This window comes from Microbacterium sp. X-17 (genome assembly GCF_039615055.1).
In genome coordinates this window covers 361,663-380,235 of the sequence record NZ_JBDHNI010000004.1, presented here as the reverse complement: position 1 = coordinate 380,235, position 18,573 = coordinate 361,663, and the positions used below count along the sequence as shown (strand labels likewise).

General features: G+C 70.8%; 18 protein-coding genes and 1 tRNA gene. 15 read left to right on the top strand and 4 right to left on the bottom strand.

From position 1 onward, the window contains the following. Window positions 1–17 precede the first annotated feature (17 nt). Entirely contained in the window at window positions 18–767 is a 750-nt protein-coding gene (locus ABCS02_RS21280) for a phosphoglyceromutase (RefSeq protein WP_345837690.1), read from the top strand. 3 nt (window positions 768–770) lie between these two features. Here ABCS02_RS21280 and phoU read toward each other — a convergent pair whose 3' ends face one another. Beyond that, a complete protein-coding gene (gene phoU, locus ABCS02_RS21275) occupies window positions 771–1,427 on the bottom strand; it encodes a phosphate signaling complex protein PhoU (RefSeq protein ID WP_345837689.1) in 657 nt (218 codons plus the stop codon). Window positions 1,428–1,592: 165 nt separating this feature from the next. On the opposite strand from phoU, the gene ABCS02_RS21270 reads away from it, so the two are divergent. Beyond that, the gene (locus ABCS02_RS21270) at window positions 1,593–2,798 is read left to right on the top strand and encodes an ATP-binding protein (protein WP_345837688.1); all 1,206 of its coding nucleotides are present in this window, start codon (window positions 1,593–1,595) and stop codon (window positions 2,796–2,798) included. Beyond that, entirely contained in the window at window positions 2,795–3,478 is a 684-nt protein-coding gene (locus tag ABCS02_RS21265; protein WP_345837687.1) for a response regulator transcription factor, read from the top strand. The genes ABCS02_RS21270 and ABCS02_RS21265 overlap by 4 nt, the downstream gene beginning before the upstream one ends. Before the next feature lie 22 nt (window positions 3,479–3,500). On the opposite strand, the gene ABCS02_RS21260 is transcribed toward ABCS02_RS21265, so the two are convergent. Beyond that, complete coding sequence (locus ABCS02_RS21260; protein ID WP_345837686.1) at window positions 3,501–3,989, bottom strand: DNA modification methylase; 489 nt, start codon at window positions 3,987–3,989, stop codon at window positions 3,501–3,503. Between the two features lie 146 nt (window positions 3,990–4,135). Here ABCS02_RS21260 and ABCS02_RS21255 point away from each other — a divergent pair, with 146 nt between their 5' ends. The 5 genes from ABCS02_RS21255 (at window position 4,136) to ABCS02_RS21235 (ending at window position 9,103) form a co-directional block, all read left to right on the top strand. Next, window positions 4,136–4,618 (top strand): CarD family transcriptional regulator, encoded by a 483-nt coding sequence (locus tag ABCS02_RS21255; RefSeq protein WP_345837685.1) that lies wholly within the window; start codon window positions 4,136–4,138, stop codon window positions 4,616–4,618. After that, complete coding sequence (ispD, locus tag ABCS02_RS21250) at window positions 4,615–5,820, top strand: 2-C-methyl-D-erythritol 4-phosphate cytidylyltransferase (protein ID WP_345838003.1); 1,206 nt, start codon at window positions 4,615–4,617, stop codon at window positions 5,818–5,820. The genes ABCS02_RS21255 and ispD overlap by 4 nt, the downstream gene beginning before the upstream one ends. A gap of 159 nt (window positions 5,821–5,979) precedes the next feature. Next, on the top strand, window positions 5,980–7,398 hold the full coding sequence (gene cysS / locus ABCS02_RS21245; RefSeq protein WP_345837684.1) for a cysteine--tRNA ligase: 1,419 nt from the start codon (window positions 5,980–5,982) through the stop codon (window positions 7,396–7,398). Further along, window positions 7,395–8,390, top strand: a complete 996-nt coding sequence (gene rlmB / locus ABCS02_RS21240; RefSeq protein ID WP_345837683.1) for a 23S rRNA (guanosine(2251)-2'-O)-methyltransferase RlmB — start codon at window positions 7,395–7,397, stop codon at window positions 8,388–8,390. Before cysS ends, rlmB begins: the two co-directional genes overlap by 4 nt. Window positions 8,391–8,461: 71 nt before the next feature. Next, a complete protein-coding gene (locus tag ABCS02_RS21235; RefSeq protein WP_345837682.1) occupies window positions 8,462–9,103 on the top strand; it encodes an NAD(P)H-binding protein in 642 nt (213 codons plus the stop codon). A 162-nt stretch (window positions 9,104–9,265) separates the two neighbouring features. Here the strand turns inward: ABCS02_RS21235 and ABCS02_RS21230 are convergent, their stop codons facing one another. Beyond that, the gene (locus ABCS02_RS21230) at window positions 9,266–10,567 is read right to left on the bottom strand and encodes a DUF4032 domain-containing protein (protein WP_345837681.1); all 1,302 of its coding nucleotides are present in this window, start codon (window positions 10,565–10,567) and stop codon (window positions 9,266–9,268) included. A 37-nt stretch (window positions 10,568–10,604) separates the two neighbouring features. Next, window positions 10,605–11,708 carry a sn-glycerol-3-phosphate ABC transporter ATP-binding protein UgpC gene (gene ugpC / locus ABCS02_RS21225; RefSeq protein ID WP_345837680.1) on the bottom strand — a complete coding sequence of 368 codons (1,104 nt, stop codon included), beginning with the start codon at window positions 11,706–11,708 and terminating at the stop codon, window positions 10,605–10,607. A gap of 333 nt (window positions 11,709–12,041) precedes the next feature. Between ugpC and ABCS02_RS21220 the strand changes: the two genes are divergently transcribed. The 7 genes from ABCS02_RS21220 (at window position 12,042) to ABCS02_RS21190 (ending at window position 18,556) form a co-directional block, all read left to right on the top strand. Next, entirely contained in the window at window positions 12,042–12,896 is an 855-nt protein-coding gene (locus ABCS02_RS21220; protein ID WP_345837679.1) for a thioredoxin domain-containing protein, read from the top strand. A 35-nt stretch (window positions 12,897–12,931) separates the two neighbouring features. After that, a tRNA-Thr gene (locus tag ABCS02_RS21215) sits at window positions 12,932–13,004 on the top strand. A gap of 45 nt (window positions 13,005–13,049) precedes the next feature. Further along, complete coding sequence (locus ABCS02_RS21210; RefSeq protein WP_345837678.1) at window positions 13,050–13,607, top strand: universal stress protein; 558 nt, start codon at window positions 13,050–13,052, stop codon at window positions 13,605–13,607. Continuing rightward, a complete protein-coding gene (locus ABCS02_RS21205) occupies window positions 13,597–14,250 on the top strand; it encodes a BON domain-containing protein (RefSeq protein WP_345837677.1) in 654 nt (217 codons plus the stop codon). The genes ABCS02_RS21210 and ABCS02_RS21205 overlap by 11 nt, the downstream gene beginning before the upstream one ends. Before the next feature lie 43 nt (window positions 14,251–14,293). Further along, window positions 14,294–16,135, top strand: coding sequence for a heavy metal translocating P-type ATPase (locus ABCS02_RS21200; protein WP_345837676.1), 1,842 nt, complete (start codon window positions 14,294–14,296; stop codon window positions 16,133–16,135). 73 nt (window positions 16,136–16,208) lie between these two features. Beyond that, window positions 16,209–17,927, top strand: coding sequence for a GAF domain-containing protein (locus ABCS02_RS21195; protein ID WP_345837675.1), 1,719 nt, complete (start codon window positions 16,209–16,211; stop codon window positions 17,925–17,927). Continuing rightward, window positions 17,924–18,556, top strand: a complete 633-nt coding sequence (locus ABCS02_RS21190) for a response regulator transcription factor (RefSeq protein WP_345837674.1) — start codon at window positions 17,924–17,926, stop codon at window positions 18,554–18,556. Before ABCS02_RS21195 ends, ABCS02_RS21190 begins: the two co-directional genes overlap by 4 nt. Window positions 18,557–18,573 lie beyond the last annotated feature (17 nt).

Sequence of the window (18,573 nt, the reverse complement as noted above, 5' to 3'; positions counted from 1 at the left end):
CTCGATATCATGGCGGGATGACCGAGCCCTACACGCTGATCCTGCTCCGCCACGGCCAGAGCGAGTGGAACGAACTCAACCTCTTCACCGGATGGGTGGACGTCCGCCTCACCGAGCAGGGCAAGGCGGAGGCGCAGCGCGGCGGCGAGCTGCTGGCGGAGGCGGGGCTGCTGCCGGACGTGCTGCACACCTCGGTGCTCAGCCGCGCCATCCAGACCGCGAACATCGCGCTGGACGCGGCCGACCGGCTGTGGATCCCGGTGAAGCGCTCGTGGCGCCTCAACGAGCGGCATTACGGCGCGCTGCAGGGCAAGGACAAGGCGCAGACGCTCGCGGAGTTCGGCCAGGAGCAGTTCATGCTGTGGCGCCGGTCGTTCGACGTGCCGCCGCCCCCGCTCGCGGACGACGACGAGTTCAGCCAGGTCGGCGACCCGCGCTACGTCGGGATGGACGGCGTGCTCCCGCGCACCGAGTCGCTGTCGCTGGTGATCGACCGGATGCTGCCCTACTGGCAGAGCGACATCGTGCCGGACCTCCGGGCCGGGAAGACGGTGCTGGTCACCGCGCACGGCAACTCCCTGCGCGGGCTCGTGAAGCACCTGGAGGGCATCGGCGACGACGACATCGCCGCGCTCAACATCCCTACCGGCATCCCGCTCGTGTACCGCCTCGACGCGGACCTGACGCCGATCGGCGCCGGCGAGTACCTCGACCCGGAGGCCGCGGCCGCGGGCGCCGCCGCGGTCGCCGCCCAGGGCAAGCGGTAGGGCTCAGACCGGGGTCTCGCCCGACCAGTCGCCCGTCGCGAGGTACGCGATCTTCTTCGAGACGGCCACGGCGTGGTCGCCGAAGCGCTCGTGGTACCGGCTCGCGAGCGTGGCGTCGACCGTCGCGGTCGCCTCGCCCTTCCACGAGTCGCTCAGGACCTTCTCGAACACGCTGACGTGGAGCTCGTCGAGCTGCGCGTCGATGTCGCGGATCTCCACCCCGATGTTCATGTCGTACGTGCGGAGGAGCTCGGTGAGCTTCCGCGAGATCTGCACATCGAGCGTGCCCATCTCGGTGAACGTGTGCTTGAGGCCCTTGGGGATCGCGCGCTCCGGGAAGCGGAGGCGGGTCAGCTGGGCGATGTGCTCGGCGATGTCGCCCATCCGCTCGAGCGACGCGCTCATTCGCAGCGCCGAGACGATCACGCGCAGATCGGTCGCGACCGGCTGCTGGCGGGCGAGGAGGTCGATCGCGATCTCGTCCAGGGCGACGCTCTTCTTGTCGATCTCCGGGTCGGACTGGATGACCTCTTCCGCGAGCGTCACGTCGCTCGAGCCGAACGCCCGGGTGGCCTTGTCGATCGCGACCGTCACGAGCTCGGAGATCTCGACGAGCCGATCCTGCACATCGGCGAGCGACTGCTGGAAAACTTCGCGCATCGCACATCCTTCCTGGGTAGACGGCCGCGGAGACGGCACAGATCTTGGCGATTCTCGCCATCGAAGGTTAACGTCCGGTGCTGACCGAGTGAATACTGCCGGCCCTCGGGCCGTGGGGCGCGTCTCGGGCCGGATGCCTCGAACGGCGGCATCTACTCTTAGGGAATGGACACGATGCAGGCGGCGCTGAGCCTCCTGCTGGGTCTGTTCATCGGGTGTTCGCTCACGCTTCTCATCACGCTCGCGATCAACGCCCGGAACCGGGCCCGGCGCGACGAATCGACGGCGATCCCGATCGGCGTCCGCGAGGTGCTCGCGGGCATCGACGACGCCGCCACGGTCCTCGACGCATCCGGGACCGTGCAGGCGATCTCCGCCGCCGGCGAGGCGTTCGGCCTCCGCGAGGGCGAGCAGGTGCCCGACCCGCAGGTGCGCGAGCTCGCCCGCACGGCCCGCGCGAACAGCGCGCCGGCCGCCGAGACCATGAGCATCCGCCGGGGGGCGTCCGCGGCCGAGACGCGGGTGATCTCGGCGCGTGCCGTACCGCTGTCCCAGCGCCTCGTGCTCGTCATCATGCGCGACATCACCGAGCGGGAGCGCGTCGAGCAGATGCGTCGTGACTTCGTCGCGAACACGAGCCACGAGCTGAAGACCCCCGTCGGCGCCGTCAGCCTCCTCGCCGAGGCGATCGAGTCCGCCGCCGACGACCCCGAGCAGGTGCGCGTCTTCTCCCGCCGGCTCACCGCGGAGGTGAACCGCCTCTCGTCGCTCACGTCGCGCATCATGAACCTCTCCCGGCTGCAGGCGGCCGACGAGCTCGGCGAGGTGCGCGAGGTGCCGGTGGACGAGTTCGTGGCATCCGCCATCGAGGCCAACGCGATCCAGGCGGGCTCCGCCGGCGTGGAGCTCGTGCGCGGCGGGATGCGCGGCCTCTACGTCCGCGGCGACCGGCAGGTGCTCGCCGAGGCGATCGGCAACCTCATCGCCAACGCGATCGCCTACTCTCCTCGTGGCTCGAGCGTCGGCGTCGGCGTGAAGGCGGTCGCCGACACCGTGGAGATCGCCGTCACCGACCGCGGCATCGGCATCCCGGACGAGGAGCAGGAGCGCATCTTCGAGCGCTTCTACCGCACGGATCACGCGCGTTCGCGCCGGACCGGGGGCACGGGCCTCGGACTGTCGATCGTCAAGCACGCCGTCCAGCGGCACGGCGGCGAGGTGCGGCTCTGGTCACGCCCGGGCCGCGGCTCGACGTTCACGGTGAGCATCCCGATCGCCACGGTGCCGGCCGACACGTCGTTCCCCGTCGAGAAGCGTCCCCGCAAGCCCAAGAAGAAGAAGCCGAAGAACCCGAATGGAGTGCTCGCATGACCCGCGTACTGATCGTCGAGGACGAGCCGGATCTCGCCGACCCGCTGGCGTATCTGCTGCGCCGGGAGGGCTTCGACGTCGAGATCGCCGATGACGGCGCCGCCGCGCTGGCCTCGTACCACGAGCACGGCGCGGACATCGTGCTGCTCGACCTCATGCTTCCCGGGATGCCCGGCACCGAGGTCTGCCGTCAGCTGCGCGGCGAGTCGAACGTGCCGATCATCATGCTCACCGCGAAGGACTCCGAGGTCGACATCGTCGTCGGGCTGGAGCTCGGCGCCGACGACTACGTCACGAAGCCGTACTCGGCCCGCGAACTCCTCGCGCGGATGCGGGCGGTGCTGCGCCGGTTCTCGCACGTGGAGTCCGACCTGGAGGAGCACGTCCTCGCCGGCGGCCGTGTGACGCTCGACATCGACCGGCACACCGTCGCGGTCGACGGCGACGAGATCAGCATGCCGCTCAAGGAGTTCGAGCTGCTCGAGGTGCTCATGCGCAACGCCGGCCGCGTGCTCACCCGCGGGCAGCTCATCGACCGCGTCTGGGGCACCGACTACTTCGGCGACACCAAGACGCTCGACGTGCACATCAAGCGGATCCGTTCACGGATCGAGCAGAACCCGGGCGAGCCGAACATGCTCGTGACGGTGCGCGGCCTCGGCTACCGGTTCGAGGCCTGAGCCGGCTCGCGCCGGCGGCGGCTCACGGGTTGAGGAGCCGGTAGTCGCCGACGGCGCTCAGCACCGGGACCAGGACCGTGACGCCGGTCGCGTTGCCGGACTGGAACGTGATCGGGATGGTCTGACCCGGCAGCGTGCCGAGGTTCTGGATCGGCAGCGGGTCGGTGCCCTGCGCGCCGAGGCTGACCGTGGAGTGCGCGGGGACGCGGACGCGGCGCGAGCCGTTGTTGTTGATGTCGAGGTTCAGCGTCTGGGCCGTGTCGGTGTCGTTGATGATCGCCGCGACGAAGTTGCCCTTCGTGCCGTCCTCGTTGCCGACGACGAGCGCGTTGCGCACCTGGAGCGGGCCGCTCTCCGCAGGAACGTTCATCCCGTCCGAAGGGGAGTAGGGCACCGTCGTGCTCACCGGCGTGAGGAAGGCGCATCCGGTCGCTCCGAGAGCGATGGCGGCACCCAGCGCGATGGCCGCGACGAAGCGCGGTGCGAGCGGCGCGATGAGGCGCGATTTCACGGTTCCTCCCACAGGGATCTCGGCGTCCACCCTGAAGTCTAGAGGGTCGGCGCGACCCCGTCCGGACGGGGTCTCCGGCGGTGAACGGCGAACCTTAGCGCATAACCGCTGTGGTATGGTTGAAGCCGCCGAAAGGACATAACTCCATGCTTTTTGAGGTTGGCGAAACGGTCGTCTATCCGCACCACGGGGCCGCAACGATCGCCGAAGTGAAGACCCGCATCATCAAAGGCGAAGAGAAGGTCTATCTCAAGCTGCGAGTGACTCAAGGGGACCTGACGATCGAGGTGCCGGCCGACAACGTCGACCTCGTGGGCGTCCGCGACGTGATCGGCACCGATGGGCTGGAGCGGGTGTACGAGGTGCTGCGCGCCGAGTTCACCGAGGAGCCCACGAACTGGTCGCGCCGGTACAAGGCGAACCTCGAGAAGCTCGCCTCCGGTGACGTCATCAAGGTCAGCGAGGTCGTCCGCGACCTGTGGCGCCGCGATCAGGACCGCGGTCTTTCGGCGGGGGAGAAGCGGATGCTCGCGAAGGCCCGCCAGATCCTCGTCTCCGAGATCGCGCTCGCGCTGAAGAACGACGAGGAGCAGGCGTCCGGCGTCCTCGACGAGGTCCTCGCCTCCTGAACGCGGTCACGCCGGTGCCGCGCATCGCGGTCGTCGTCGTGGCGGCCGGCTCCGGCACGCGACTGGGCGGGGCACTGCCGAAAGCGTTCGTCGGGCTCGACGCGCATACGATCCTCCGGCACGCGCTCCGGGGCGTGTTCGCGGTCGCGCACGAGACGCAGGTCGTCGTCGTGGCGCCGCGCGAGTTCGTCGGCGATGCGCGAACGGATGCCGAGGAGGCCGCGGGCTCGCGGCGCGAGCTCGTGAGCGTCGTGTCCGGCGGGATGACGCGGCAGGAGTCGGTCGCGGCGGGGCTCGCCGCCGTGTGGCCCGACGTCGAGATCGTGCTCGTGCACGATGCCGCGCGCGCCCTGACGCCGCCCGACGTCTTCGATCGCGTGATCGAGGCGGTCGACGAGACCGGCTGGGGCGTGGTCCCCGTGCTGCCGGTCGTCGACACCATCCGGCGCGTCTCGGGCAGCGAGATCCTGGGCGTCGTGGACCGGTCCGAGCTCGCCGCGGCCCAGACGCCGCAGGGATTCCGGCGCGAGATCCTCGACACCGCGTACCGCGTCGCCGACCGCGAGTACACGGACGACGCCGCGCTCGTCGCGGCGGCGGGCCATCAGGTCGCGACCGTCGCCGGCGATGCGCGCGCCTTCAAGATCACGACGCCCGCCGACCTGGAGCGGGCGCGTTCGCTCGTGGCCGTCCATCCGGTCCCCGCGGTCGCCGGTGCGGCCGCGGCGGGTGCGCCGCGCGTCGGCCTCGGCACCGACGTGCACGCGTTCGGCGGGGACGGGGTCCTGTGGCTCGCGGGCCTGGAGTGGCCCGGCGAGCCGGCGCTCTCCGGCCACTCGGACGGGGATGCCGTCGCGCACGCGATCGTCGACGCGCTGCTGTCCGCGGCGGGGCTCGGCGACATCGGCAGCCGCTTCGGCACGTCGCGCCCGGAGTTCGCGGGTGCGCACGCCGACGTCTTCCTCGCCCACACGCGCGGGCTCCTCGGCGCCGCCGGCTGGACCATCGGGAACGTCGCGGTGCAGGTGCAGACCACGCGGCCGCGGTTCGCGGCACGGCGCGAAGAGGCCGAGCGCACCCTGTCGGCGGCCCTGGGCGGGGCATCCGTCTCCGTCTCGGCCACGACGACCGACGGCCTGGGGTTCCCCGGCCGGGGCGAGGGCGTGGCCGCCTTCGCCGTGGCCCTTCTCCTCCCCGCCTGACCCCCTCTCCGGGTCGGCCTCGGCCTGACCCCCACCCCGCGAGAACGCGCGTATGTCACAGACACGCCGTAGGAACGTGACATACGCGCGTTCTCGGCGGGAGGTGGCGGGGCTGGGGGGGGCGGGGAAGGGAGGGGTGCGCCGACTACGCTGGGACGGGTGACCGTCCGGCTCTACGACACGAAGGTGCAGGCGCTGCGTGAGTTCCTGCCCCGCGAGGCCGGGAACGTCACGATGTACGTCTGCGGACCCACCGTGCAGTCCGGTCCGCACATCGGCCACCTGCGGGGCGCGCTCGCGTTCGACCTCCTCCGCCGGTGGCTCGCGCACCGCTTCGAGCGGGTCACGTTCGTGCGCAACGTCACCGACATCGACGACAAGGTGCTCGCGAACGCGACGGACGACGAGCCTTGGTGGGCGCTCGCGTACCGGATGGAGCTCGAGTTCACGAGCGCGTATGCCGCGATCGGCATCCTTCCTCCGACGTACGAGCCGCGCGCGACCGGATCCATCCCGCAGATGATCGAGCTGATCGAGCACCTGATCGCCGCGGGCCACGCCTACGCCGCGCCGGACGGGTCGGGCGACGTCTACTTCGAGGTGCGCTCGTGGCGCGGATATGGCGCGCTCACGCACCAGGGGCTCGATGCCATGGAGGCGGCGGATGCCGACCCGCGCGGGAAGCGCGACCCGCACGACTTCGCCCTGTGGAAGGGTGCGAAGGCCGGCGAGCCGGCGAGTGCGACCTGGGCAGCGCCGTGGGGCGCGGGCCGGCCGGGCTGGCACATCGAGTGCTCCGCGATGTCGCGCCGCTACCTCGGACCCGAGTTCGACATCCACGGCGGCGGCCTCGACCTGCGGTTCCCGCACCACGAGAACGAGCTCGCGCAGTCGGCCGCCGCGGGCGACGCGTTCGCACGGTATTGGGTGCACAACGGGCTCGTGACGGTCGAGGGACAGAAGATGTCGAAATCGCTCGGCAACTTCGTGCTCGCGCACGACGTGCTTGCGACCCGGGACCCGCTCGTGGTGCGCTACGCGCTCGCGGCCGCGCACTACCGCTCGAGCCTCGACGTCTCCGCGCAGGCGTTCGACGAGGCGGAGGCCGCGCTTGACCGCATCCGCACGTTCCAGACGCGTGTCGTCCGGGCGAACGGCGGTGTGCCGGTGGCCGGCGGGATCCCCGAGGACTTCGCCGCCGCGCTCGACGACGACCTCGGCGTCCCGCAGGCGCTCGCGGTCGTGCACGAGACGGTGCGGACCGGGAACGCGGCACTGGATGCCGGCGATCTCGCGGCCGCGATCCTCGCGCACGGGGAGGTGTCGAGCATGACCGGCGTCCTCGGGATCGACCCGAGCGACAGCCTGTGGCGCTCCGCGGACGGTGGGCCGGCGGCATCCGCGCTCGACGCGCTGCTGCGCACGATGATCGCGCAGCGGGCGGAGGCGCGCGCCGCGAAGGACTGGGCCGCGGCGGACCGCGTCCGCCACGCGATCGCCGAGGCCGGGATCACACTCGAGGACACGGCGGACGGGACGCACTGGACCATTGCGGCCGGAGAGGAAGGGCGTTCATGACGAAGCCAGGACGGCCGGGCGCGCGACGCACCGGAAGCAAGAAGGGCGCGACCAAGGGCAGCGGCGGGCAGGGGCGCAAGGCGCTCGAAGGCAAGGGCCCGACGCCCAAGGCGGAGGATCGTGCCTGGCATCCCGCGGGTCAGCGCAAGGCCGCGCAGGAGCGGTTCATCGCCGCGGGCGGCCGCCCGAAGCCGCGCGCGACGAACGTCAACCGCCCGTCGCGCGGGAAGGACGCCGCGGACACCGAGACGGTGACCGGGCGTAACAGCGTCCTGGAGGCCCTGCGCACGCGCATCCCCGCGACCGCGCTCTACGTCGCGCAGCGCGTCGAGATGGACGACCGGGTCAAGGAGATGCTGTCGATCGCGACGCACCGGGAGATCCCGGTGCTGGAGGTGACGCGGCCCGAGCTCGACCGCATGGCGGGTCCGGACGGGGTGCACCAGGGCGTGGCGCTGAAGGTGCCGCCGTACGAGTACGCGCATCCGCAGGATCTGCTGGAGCAGATCTTCGACGCGGACCAGGTGCCGCTCATCGTCGCGCTCGACGGCGTGACGGATCCGCGGAACCTCGGCGCCATCATCCGCTCCACCGCCGCCTTCGGCGGTCAGGGGGTCATCGTGCCGCAGCGTCGCAGCGCGGGCGTCACCGCAGCGGCGTGGAAGACGAGCGCGGGCGCCGCGGCGCGCGTGCCCGTCGCGATCGCGCCGAATCTCACCACGACGCTGCGCGAGTTCAAGAAGCAGGGCGTGTTCGTCCTGGGGCTCGACGGCGGCGGCGACGTGTCGCTGCCCGGCCTCGAGCTCGCCGACCGGCCGGTCGTGGTCGTGGTCGGATCGGAGGGGAAGGGCCTGTCGCGGCTCGTCACCGAGACGTGCGATCAGATCGTGTCGATCCCGATCTCGGCGACGACCGAGTCCCTGAACGCCGGGATCGCGGCATCCGTCGCGCTCTACCAGATCTCGACGGCGCGTGCCGCGCTCGACGGCTGACGCATTCGCGGGAATGAAGTCGCGGCGCCGCGGATTGTTTCTGCCGTAACCCCGTTGACGGAAGGAATGCCATGACTCGTATCGCTGTGCTCGGAGGGACCGGATACGCCGGTCGCAACGTCGTGGAAGAGGCCGTGCGCCGCGGCCACGACGTGGTCTCGGTCGCTCGCAAGGGCGCCGCCGAGCGCGTGCCGGGCGCCACCTATGTCGAGGGCACCGTGCTGGACGTGCCCGGTCTCGTGGCCGAGCTCGAGGGCGTCGACGTGGTCTTCTCGGCCGTCGCGCCCCGCGGCGACATGCTCGGCAAGCTCCGGCCCGCGATCGCGGAGCTCTCCGAGGCCCTTCCGGACAGCGTCCGCATCGGGTTCACCGGCGGTGCCGGCGGAAGCCTGGTCGCGGCCGGCGGCCCGCGCCTGATCGACACCGACGGCTTCGCGGACGAGTACAAGCCCGAGGCCCGCGAGGCGGTCGACATCCTCGAGGACCTCGAGCAGACGCCCGCATCGCGCGACTGGTTCTACGTCCACCCCGCCGGCGGCTTCGGCGCCTGGGCGCCCGGTGAGCGCACCGGCACGTACCGCGACGGCGGCGACGTGCTCGTCGTGGACGCCGACGGCGAGTCCTTCATCTCCGGTGCCGACTTCGCGGTCGCGGTCCTCGACGAGATCGAGAGCCCGAAGCACCGCCGCGAGCGCTTCACCGTCGGCTACTGACCGACCCGCCGGCGCGGCCCGGCCCACCTCCCGCGAGAGCGCGCGTATGTCACGAAACAGGCCCGTTTCCGTGACATAAGCGCGTTCTCGCGGAGGAGGGGGCGAGGCCCGGGCGCGCGGAGGAGGGGGCGGGGCCCGGGCGGGCGGAGAGGGGGGCGGGGGTCAGACGAGGTCGCGCCAGTCGAGCTCGGCGTCGTCGTCGTGGGCGGGATCGGGCGGGAGGACGGACAGGCTCACCGTCTCCGTCGGCGGGCCCATCACGGTGGCCTCGTCGTTGCGGTGCCGCAGCACGTCGTCGACATAGGACGTCAGCACCTCGGCGAGCGGCACGGCGGTGCCCCGCGCCTGGGACATGTACCAGCGGTGCTCCAGCACCTGGTGGAAAACCTCCGCCGGCTCCAGCTTGGCCCGCAGATCGAACGGGATCGCCCGCACCACGGGCTCGAACACGCGGGTGAGCCACTCGTGCGCGACCACCTCCTCGTCGTCGCCGGCTCGCGAAACACGCACCCGGAACTCGTCGAGGTCGTTCAGCAGCCGCCGGGCCTGGTTCTCCTCGACGTCGAGGCCGGTCAGCCGGATCAGGCGCCGCTGGTGGTGCCCGGCATCCACGACCTTGGGCTGGATCGAGACCCGCCCGCCGTCGGCGGTGGCCTGGATCGACATCTCGCCGATGTCGAAGCCGAGCGCGTTGAGCCGCTGCACGCGCTCCGTGATACGCCAGGACTCGTTCGACGCGAAGCTCTCCTGGTCGGTCAGCGCCGCCCACAGCGAGCGATAGGAGGAGAGGATGCCGTCGGCGATCTGGGCTGCGTCGACGCCGCCCTCGAGCCGGCCGCCGGCCTCGAGGTCCATGATCTCGCCCGCGATGTTCACCCGGGCGATCTCCAGGTCCTGCTCGCGCTGCCCGTCGGACAGGCCGCCCTCGTGCAGCTCGCCGGTCTCCGCGTCGACGAGATACGCGGCGAACGCCCCGGCGTCGCGACGGAAGAGCGTGTTCGAGAGGGAGACGTCGCCCCACGCGAAGCCGACGGTGTGCAGCCGGACGAGGAGCACGGCGAGCGCGTCGACGAGGCGGGTCGCCGTGTGCGGGCGCAGCACCTGCGTGAACAGCGCGCGGTAGGGGAGGGAGAACCTCAGGTGCGCGGTGACGAGGACCGCCGGGAGGGGCTCGCCCGCGGCATCCGTCCGTCCGCCGATCACCGCGACCCGCTCGACGCACGGCACCGCGAGCCGGTGCAGGTTGCCGAGCATGTCGTACTCGCGCTGGGCCATCTCCTCGGTCGTCTCCTTGACCGCGATGACCCGGCCGGACAGCGTCGCGAACCGGACCAGGTGCCGGGAGATGCCCTTGGGCAGATAGACGATCGACGAGCTCGGCCAGTCCGCCAGCGGCAGATGCCAGGGGAGGGTGAGCAGGCCGGGATCGACCGCCGTCGCGGCGATCGTGAGAGTCTCGGGCATCCGTGTCTCTCCCGGTGTCGCGACGGCGGTCGTGGGGTCAGGCCGCGGCGATCGCCTTGTCGGTGAGGCGCTCGCCCGTCTCCGGGTCGAACACGTGCACGTGACCCGGGACCGGGGCGAGCACGATCCGCTCCCCGGCGTTCGGGTGACGGCGCCCGTCGACGCGCGCGACGATGTCGGTGCGCTTGCCCTCGATCTCGGAGTGGCCGTACAGGTAGCCGTCGGCGCCGAGCTCCTCGACGAGGTCGACCATGACCGAGAGGCCCTGGCCGTCCGCCGGGTTCACGACGAGATCCTCCGGACGCACGCCGATCATGACCTCGCTGCCGGTCGCCTTGCCGAGCGTGTCGGCCTCGACGGGGGCGGTGAGGGTGCCGAAGCGGATGCCGCCCTCGGCGAGGTCGACGGGGAACAGGTTCATCGCCGGCGATCCGATGAAGCCGGCGACGAAGATGTTCTTCGGCGTCTCATACAGGTCGCGAGGCGAGCCCACCTGCTGCAGGATGCCGTCCTTCAGCACCGCGATACGGTCGCCCATCGTAAGCGCCTCGGTCTGGTCGTGCGTCACGTAGACCGTGGTGACGCCCAAGCGCCGCTGCAGCGAGGCGATCTGCGTGCGCGTCTGCACGCGCAGCTTCGCGTCGAGGTTCGACAGCGGCTCGTCCATGAGGAAGACCTGCGGCTCGCGGACGATCGCGCGGCCCATCGCAACGCGCTGACGCTGGCCGCCCGAGAGGGCCTTCGGCTTGCGCGTCAGGTACTGCTCGAGGTCGAGGAGCTTCGCGGCCTCGAGAACGCGCTTGGCGCGCTCGTCCTTGTTCACGCCGGCGATCTTGAGCGCGAAGCCCATGTTCTCGGCGACCGTCATGTGCGGGTAGAGCGCGTAGTTCTGGAAGACCATCGCGATGTCGCGATCCTTCGGCGGGATGTCGGTGACGTCGCGGTCGCCGATCAGGATGCGGCCGGAGTTGACCTCTTCGAGGCCGGCCAGCATGCGCAGCGACGTGGACTTTCCGCATCCGGAAGGACCGACCAGGACGAGGAACTCCCCGTCGCCGACGTCGAGGTCGAGCTTGTCGACCGCGGGGCGGGTGCCCCCGGGATAGAGGCGGGTTGCGTTGTCGAACGTGACGGACGCCATTTTTTCTTCTCCTTCACCGGCAGGTACGTGCCGGACGATCCGTAGTGCAGGAATGAGCGGGGGCTTGCCCGCACGCCCGAGGCGGGCGCAGAGCCAGTATTCCACTCCGGCCGGGGAGCGTGGTCCGTCGCCCTGTCTGGGCTTTCTCAGCCAGCCTGGCTAACATCGAACGAGCCGCGAGTTCCCGTGCGGTGCGCCGGGCGAGTCCCGGCTCCTGTCTTCTGCCGAGGTTTTTGCATGTCCAGCGACGACTCTTCGAACGATTCCGCTCCGCGGGATCGGCGTGAGGCGGTACGCGAGAAGGCTCAACTCGTCCATGCGAAGCAGTCCCGGATGCGGGTGCTGCGCGCGGCGGCTCTCTCACTGAGCGCGATCGTGGTCGTCGGCGCGATCGCCGGTGGCGTGTATTGGGCGGTGTCGTCCTCGACGTCGCGTCCGCAGCTCGATCCCGTGGGCGCGAGCGGCGACGGCTTCCCCGTGACGGTGGTGTCCGGCGTGCAGGGGCAGCAGAGCCAGAACGGCGACTCGGTGAGCGGGTCCAACCCGACGGCGGAGCAGCCCCAGGCCGTTCCCACGCCGACCGCGACCGCGGCGCCGCAGGTGTCGATCGACATCTACATCGACTACCTCTCGCCGCAGGCGAAGGAGTTCCAGCTCGCGAACGTCCAGCAGCTGTCGACGTGGGTCGAGCAGAAGTCCGTGAACCTCACCTACTTCCCCGTCGCGATGCTGACGGCGAAGTCGAACGGCACGAAGTACTCCGTGCGGGCGGCGAGCGCCGCAGCCTGCGTCGCGACCTACGCGCCCGACAAGTTCTTCTCCTTCAACAACGAGCTGCTGCGGACGCAGCCGGACCAGGATGCCGCGGGCCCGAGCGACGACCAGCTCGCGACGCTCGCGACCTCGGCCGGCGTGGCCTCCACGGACGTCAAGCCCTGCATCCTCGGCGAGAACTACCTCAACTGGGTGAAGGACGCGACCGATCGTGCCCTCGCGGGCATCCCGGGCACGAAGGGCGTGACGCTGACGAGCACGCCGATGATCCTCGTGAACGGTACGCCGTACCTCGGCGCGCTGGGCGACCCGAAGGAGTTCCAGCAGTTCGTGCTGACGGTCTCCAGCGACGCGTACTACAACACGGCGTCGCCCACACCCACGCCGACGGCGTCGGTGACCCCCGCGCACTGAGCCGGCCGGAGCCGCCTCGCTAGACTGAGGCGTCCGCCGACATGGCGCAATTGGTAGCGCACCCGACTTGTAATCGGGCGGTTGCGGGTTCGAGTCCCGCTGTCGGCTCCGATAGGACTTTCGGTCCGGAGCGGAGCGCTGATCCGGAGCAGCATGTCCGGTATGCCCGAGGTGCTTCCCACTCCCGATCCGTCGCCGCGTTCTTCCGGGCTTCCCTGGTCGCGGCCCGGGATATTGGTGGGAGTCGACGGATCCGAGTGCTCGATGGATGCTCTCCGATATGCCGTCGATCTCGCCGGCCCGTTGGGTCTGCCCGTCCATGCGATGGCGGTCTGGGACTACCCTGTGCTCCTGTTCGGCGAGTACACGACGCCCTACGGCGCGGAGTCGCTCGCCATGGAGGCCGAGCGGGTGCTGGATGCGGCGGAGCAGGCAGTGTTCGCCGGCTCGACCCCCGAGTGGTTCAGTGCCAGCAACCATCGCGGGCAGGTCGCCCGCGAGCTCGTCGAGGCATCCAAGGACGCCGCGATGCTGGTGGTCGGCAGTAGAGGTCACGGCGGGTTCACGGGCCTCCTCATCGGTTCGGTGGGTCTCGCCTGCGTGACGCACGCGCACTGTCCGGTCCTGGTCTTCCGATACGCCACCGCCTCGGAGGCGGAGGCATCTCACCCACAGGAGGGAACAGAATATGGGCATCGCAATGGACTCTGACGCCGTCGTGCGGGACCGTGTCGAGGAGGAACTGGACTGGACGCCGGACGTCGGCTCCGAGCACATCGGGATAGCCGTCAAAGAGGGGACGGTCGCTCTCTCGGGCGAGGTCGAGACCTACGCGGAGAAGCTGGCGGCGAAGCGAGCCGCGCTGCGTGTCCGAGGCGTACGGGCAGTGATCGACGACCTGACGGTCGAGTCGAAGGCCGCCTGGCCGATGTCGGAGGTCGACATCGCCAAGGAGGTCGAGCACGCGCTCGAGATGGCGGCGAACGTCCCGGACACCGTCAAGGCGACGATCGACGGGCACCACATCACCCTGACCGGGCACGTCGCCTGGGACTTCCAGCGTCATGCGGCGATGCGAGCCGTGCAATACCTGCGAGGGGTCTCGTCGGTGACCGATCTGACCACGCTGACCGCGCGCGCCTCCGCGGCGGACGCAGAGACCCGCATCCGAGACGCCCTCACTCGGAATGCTCAGCTCGACGCGAGCACGATCGATGCCACGGTGAGCGGAAACAAAGTGGTCCTCACGGGTCAGGTCCGCTCGTGGGCGGAGAAGCGGCAGGCGGGCGAAGCTGCGTGGGCTTCCCCCCATGTCACCGAGGTCGACAACCGGATCGTCGTCCAGGGCTACTGACCGGACCGAGCGGCCTCCCCTCGCCGACCGGTCAGGAGACCGAATGACCCTACGTCGGGCGTGGCGGACACTCCTTCGTTATCCCTTTGTCATCGCCGCTGTCGGCGCCGCCCTGGTCGCCTTCGGTCTCAGCCTGACACCGGCCGCGGCTGTCTCGCCCTGGGTCGCGGCCGCCTATGCGATCGTGATGGCGGTCCGGTCGAGCTGGGCTGCGGTGCGGAAGATCGCGCGGGGCTCGTTCGGCGTCGACGGGCTGGCCGTCATGGCGATCGTGGCGGCGCTGCTCGTCGGCGAAACATGGGCCGCGTTCGTCGTCGGGTTCATGCTCGCGACCGGAGAGGCCCTCGAGGACTACGCGGCGCATCGGGCCCGGAGCGAGCTCCGCGCGCTCCGGGAGCGGGAACCCACCACGGCCCACCGAATCGACGGCGGGTCGACGCTGACGCTTCCGGTGGACGAGATCCGCATCGGCGACACGGTGCTCGTGCGGTCGGGAGAGATCGTGCCCGTGGACGGGATGCTCCTGGACGAGCGCGGGTCTTTCGACGAGTCGTCGCTGACGGGCGAGAGCCTTCCGGTCGAGAGACACCGGACCGAGGAGGTCGCGAGCGGGGCGGTCAACGGCGCGCAACCGGTGCGACTGCGTGTGCTCCGCGCCGCCGCCGCCAGCCAGTATCAGCAGATCGTCGCCCTCGTCGAGGAGGCATCGCGGTCCCGGGCGCCGACGGTGCGACTCGCCGACAGGTTCGCGCTGCCGTTCACGGCCGTCGCCATCGGCATCGCGGCCGTCGGATGGTGGGTGAGCGGTGATCCCGTGCGCTTCGCCGAGGTGCTCGTGGTCGCCACTCCGTGCCCGCTCATCATCGCGGCGCCGGTCGCGTTCATCGCCGGGATCAGCCGCATGGCGAAGGAGGGGCTGATCGTCAAGAGCTCGACGGCCCTCGAATCACTCCAGCGCGCGCGCACCTTCGCCTTCGACAAGACGGGGACCCTCACGGGGGGTCGCCCGGAGCTCAGGGAGGTCCGTCCCCGGGGGTCGTTCACTCGCGGGGAGGTCCTTCGTCGGGCCGCGATCGCCGAGCAGGCGTCCCCCCATGTGCTGGCGCGAGCCGTGGCGCACGCCGCTCTCCCGGAGAACCCTCGCCTTCCCCAGCCCGACCGCGCTGTCGAGCATCCCGGTGACGGCGTCGAGGCCGATGCGGAGGGCTGTCATGTGGTCGTCGGCGGCCGGTCGTTCGTCGCACGCGCCGTCCAGTCGCCGATCGCCAGCGAGCTGAGGGAGGTCGGTGAATCCGTCGCCTACGTCGCGATCGACGGCGAGCTCGCGGGTGCCCTCGTCTTCCGCGACGAGGTCCGACCGAACGCCCGTGCCGTCGTCGAGGGTCTGCGGGAGCGTGGGATCGCCTCGGTGATCATGCTCACCGGCGATGACGCGGAGACCGCGGCGCGGATCGCGGAGACGGTCGCCATCACCGATGTGCGCGCACGCTGCACCCCGCAGGACAAGGTCGCGGCGATCACCGCCGCCGAGCCCCGCCCCGTCGCGATGGTCGGGGATGGCGTGAACGATGCTCCGGTCCTGGTCGCCGCCGACGTCGGCATCGCGATGGGCGCGGGCGGCGCCACCGCCGCTGCGGACTCGGCGGACATCGTCCTTCTCGCCGACGACCTGAACGGCGTGCTTCGCGCCGTGACCACGGCCCGGCGCACCGTCTCGATCGCGCTGCAGGCGATCGGGATCGGGATCGGCCTCAGCCTGATCCTCATGGTGCTGGCCGTGACGGGATTCGTGCCGGCGCTTCTCGGGGCCTGGCTGCAGGAGGCCGTCGATGTGATCTCGATCCTGTGGGCGCTGCGAGCGGCGGCGCGCCGGGACCGCCGCTGAGACCGCGCGGCTGGTGGCATCGTCCGGCACGTCCTACGCTGGCCCCGACGGCTTGTGTGAGAGGAGCAACCGCGTGGATCCTCTGCCCGTTCCGGATGAATCGCCTCTGGAGCTCGATGACGCGTTCGTCACCCTGCTGGCGCAGACCGAGCGGGCCAGCACGCAGCGGCGCCTGCGCGCGCTGCTCGCCGGGACTCAGGCCCTCGTCGAGGAGCGCGATCTCCCCACCGTGCTCCGCCGGGTGGTCGAGGTCGCCTGCTCGCTCGTCGATGCCGAGTACGGCGCGATGGGGGTCATCGCGCCGGAGCGGGACCATCTCGAGGAGTTCGTGTACGTGGGCCTCGGCCCGGAGCAGGCCGCGCGGATCGGGGATCTTCCCACCGGACACGGACTGCTCGGCGCGCTGATCACCGATCCCCGGCCGATCCGGCTGCCGGAGATCGCGGGGGATCCGCGGGCCGGCGGGTTCCCGCCGCATCACCCCCGGATGGACTCGTTCCTGGGCGTCCCGGTCCGGGTGCGCGGCGAGGTCTTCGGGAACCTCTACCTCACCAACCGCCGCGACGGGGAGTTCACGGAAGAGGATGAGCAGCTCGTCGCCGCCTTGGCCACGACGGCGGGCTTTGCGATCGAGAACGCGCGGCTCCTGGATCGGGCGAAGGCCGGGGAGAGATGGATGTCGGCGGCGGCCGAGCTGTCCGCCGCCCTGCTGTCCACCTCGACGGACACCGCGTACGACCTCGTGGCCAACCGCGTCCGGGAGCTGACGAACGCGGACCTGGTGTGCGTCCTGCTGACGGATGACGACGAGGAGCGACTGCGCGTGGTCGCGGCGCGGGGAACGAATGAGGACAGCCTGCACGGCGCCGTCATCGCGAGCCGTCAGGTCGCCGCCGTCGAGGACGTGTTGCGCACGGGCGAGCCCTGCTCGTTGCCCCGGGAGCCGGAGGACGCGGATGATCCGCTGCGCGTGTGTCGCGATGGCGAGGCCGGTCCGATCCTGGCGGTGCCGCTGCGCACGCGCTCCCGACTCTGGGGTGCGCTCAGCATCGCCCGCGACCCCACGGGACGCGGCTTCCGGCCGGAGGACCGGGCGAGCGCCTCGGACCTGGCGTCGCGGACCACGATCGCGTTGGAGCTCGCCGCAGCCCGGGAAGCGCAGCAACGGTCCCTGCTGGCCGACGACCGGCGAAGGATCGCACGGGACCTGCACGATCAGGTCATCCAGCAGCTGTTCGGCAGCGGACTCTCCCTTCAAGCGCTCGCGGGATCGCTCGAGAACTCCGCCGACCGGGAGCGGATCGCCGAGGTCGTCGAACAGATCGACGGCTCGATCTCCCAGATCCGCACCGCGATCTTCGCGCTCTCGCAGCGTGACGAGAGCTCCCTCCGGCATCGCGTTCTCGACGTGGTCACCGAGCTCTCGTCCGCGCTCGCGCATCCACCCGCCGTGCGGTTCGGCGGCCCCGTCGACCACGCGATCGTCGGAGAGCTCGCCGCCGATGTCGTCGCGGTGACCCGGGAGCTGCTGAGCAACGCGATCCGGCACGCGCACGCGGGCGCGATCTCTCTCGAGGTGGCGGTCGTGGACGGATGGGCCTCCGTGCACGTCGAGGACGACGGCGTCGGGCTCGGGGGAGCCACCCGCCGGAGTGGTCTCGCCAATCTCTCCGAGCGGGCCGAGGCGCTTGGTGGCCAGCTCGTCTTCGGCTCGCCGGAGCCGGGGACATCGGTGCGCTGGCGTGTTCCGCTGAGGGTCTTGGGAGAGCGCCGGAAGGAGGAGCAGTCGTGATCCGTGTCTTCCTCGCCGACGATCACGAGATCGTGCGCCGCGGAATCGCGGATCTGCTGAGCACGCAGGCCGACATGGCCGTGGTGGGCGAGGCGGCGAGCGTCCGGCAGGCCCGTGGTCGCATCGACGCGACCCATCCCGACGTCGCGGTGCTCGACGTCCGTCTCCCCGACGGGAGCGGCATCGACCTGTGTCGCGACGTCCGGTCCCGGCTCCCCGAGATCCGTTGCCTCATCCTCACCGCCTACGACGACGACGCGGCGATGAACGCGGCCGTCCTCGCCGGCGCCGCCGGCTACGTCATCAAGGACGTCGGCGGCGCCAACCTCGTGGATGCCGTGCGAAGGGTGGCCTCCGGGCATTCGCTCCTGAGCCCGTCGCTCGCGAAGCGGGCGGCGCATCGCATCCGTCAGCGCGCCGACGAGGATCCACGGCTCGGCTCGCTCGGTCTGCGGGAGAAGCAGATCCTGCGGCTCATCGCGGACGGATTGACGAACCGGCAGATCGGGGACCGCCTCGGCATCGCGGAGAAGACCGTGAAGAACTACGTCTCCTCACTCCTGAACAAGCTCGGGTTGGAACGGCGCACACAGGCTGCCGTCTTCCAGGTGGAGCATCCGTCTTTCTGAGCTTTCCGCGCCTTGCT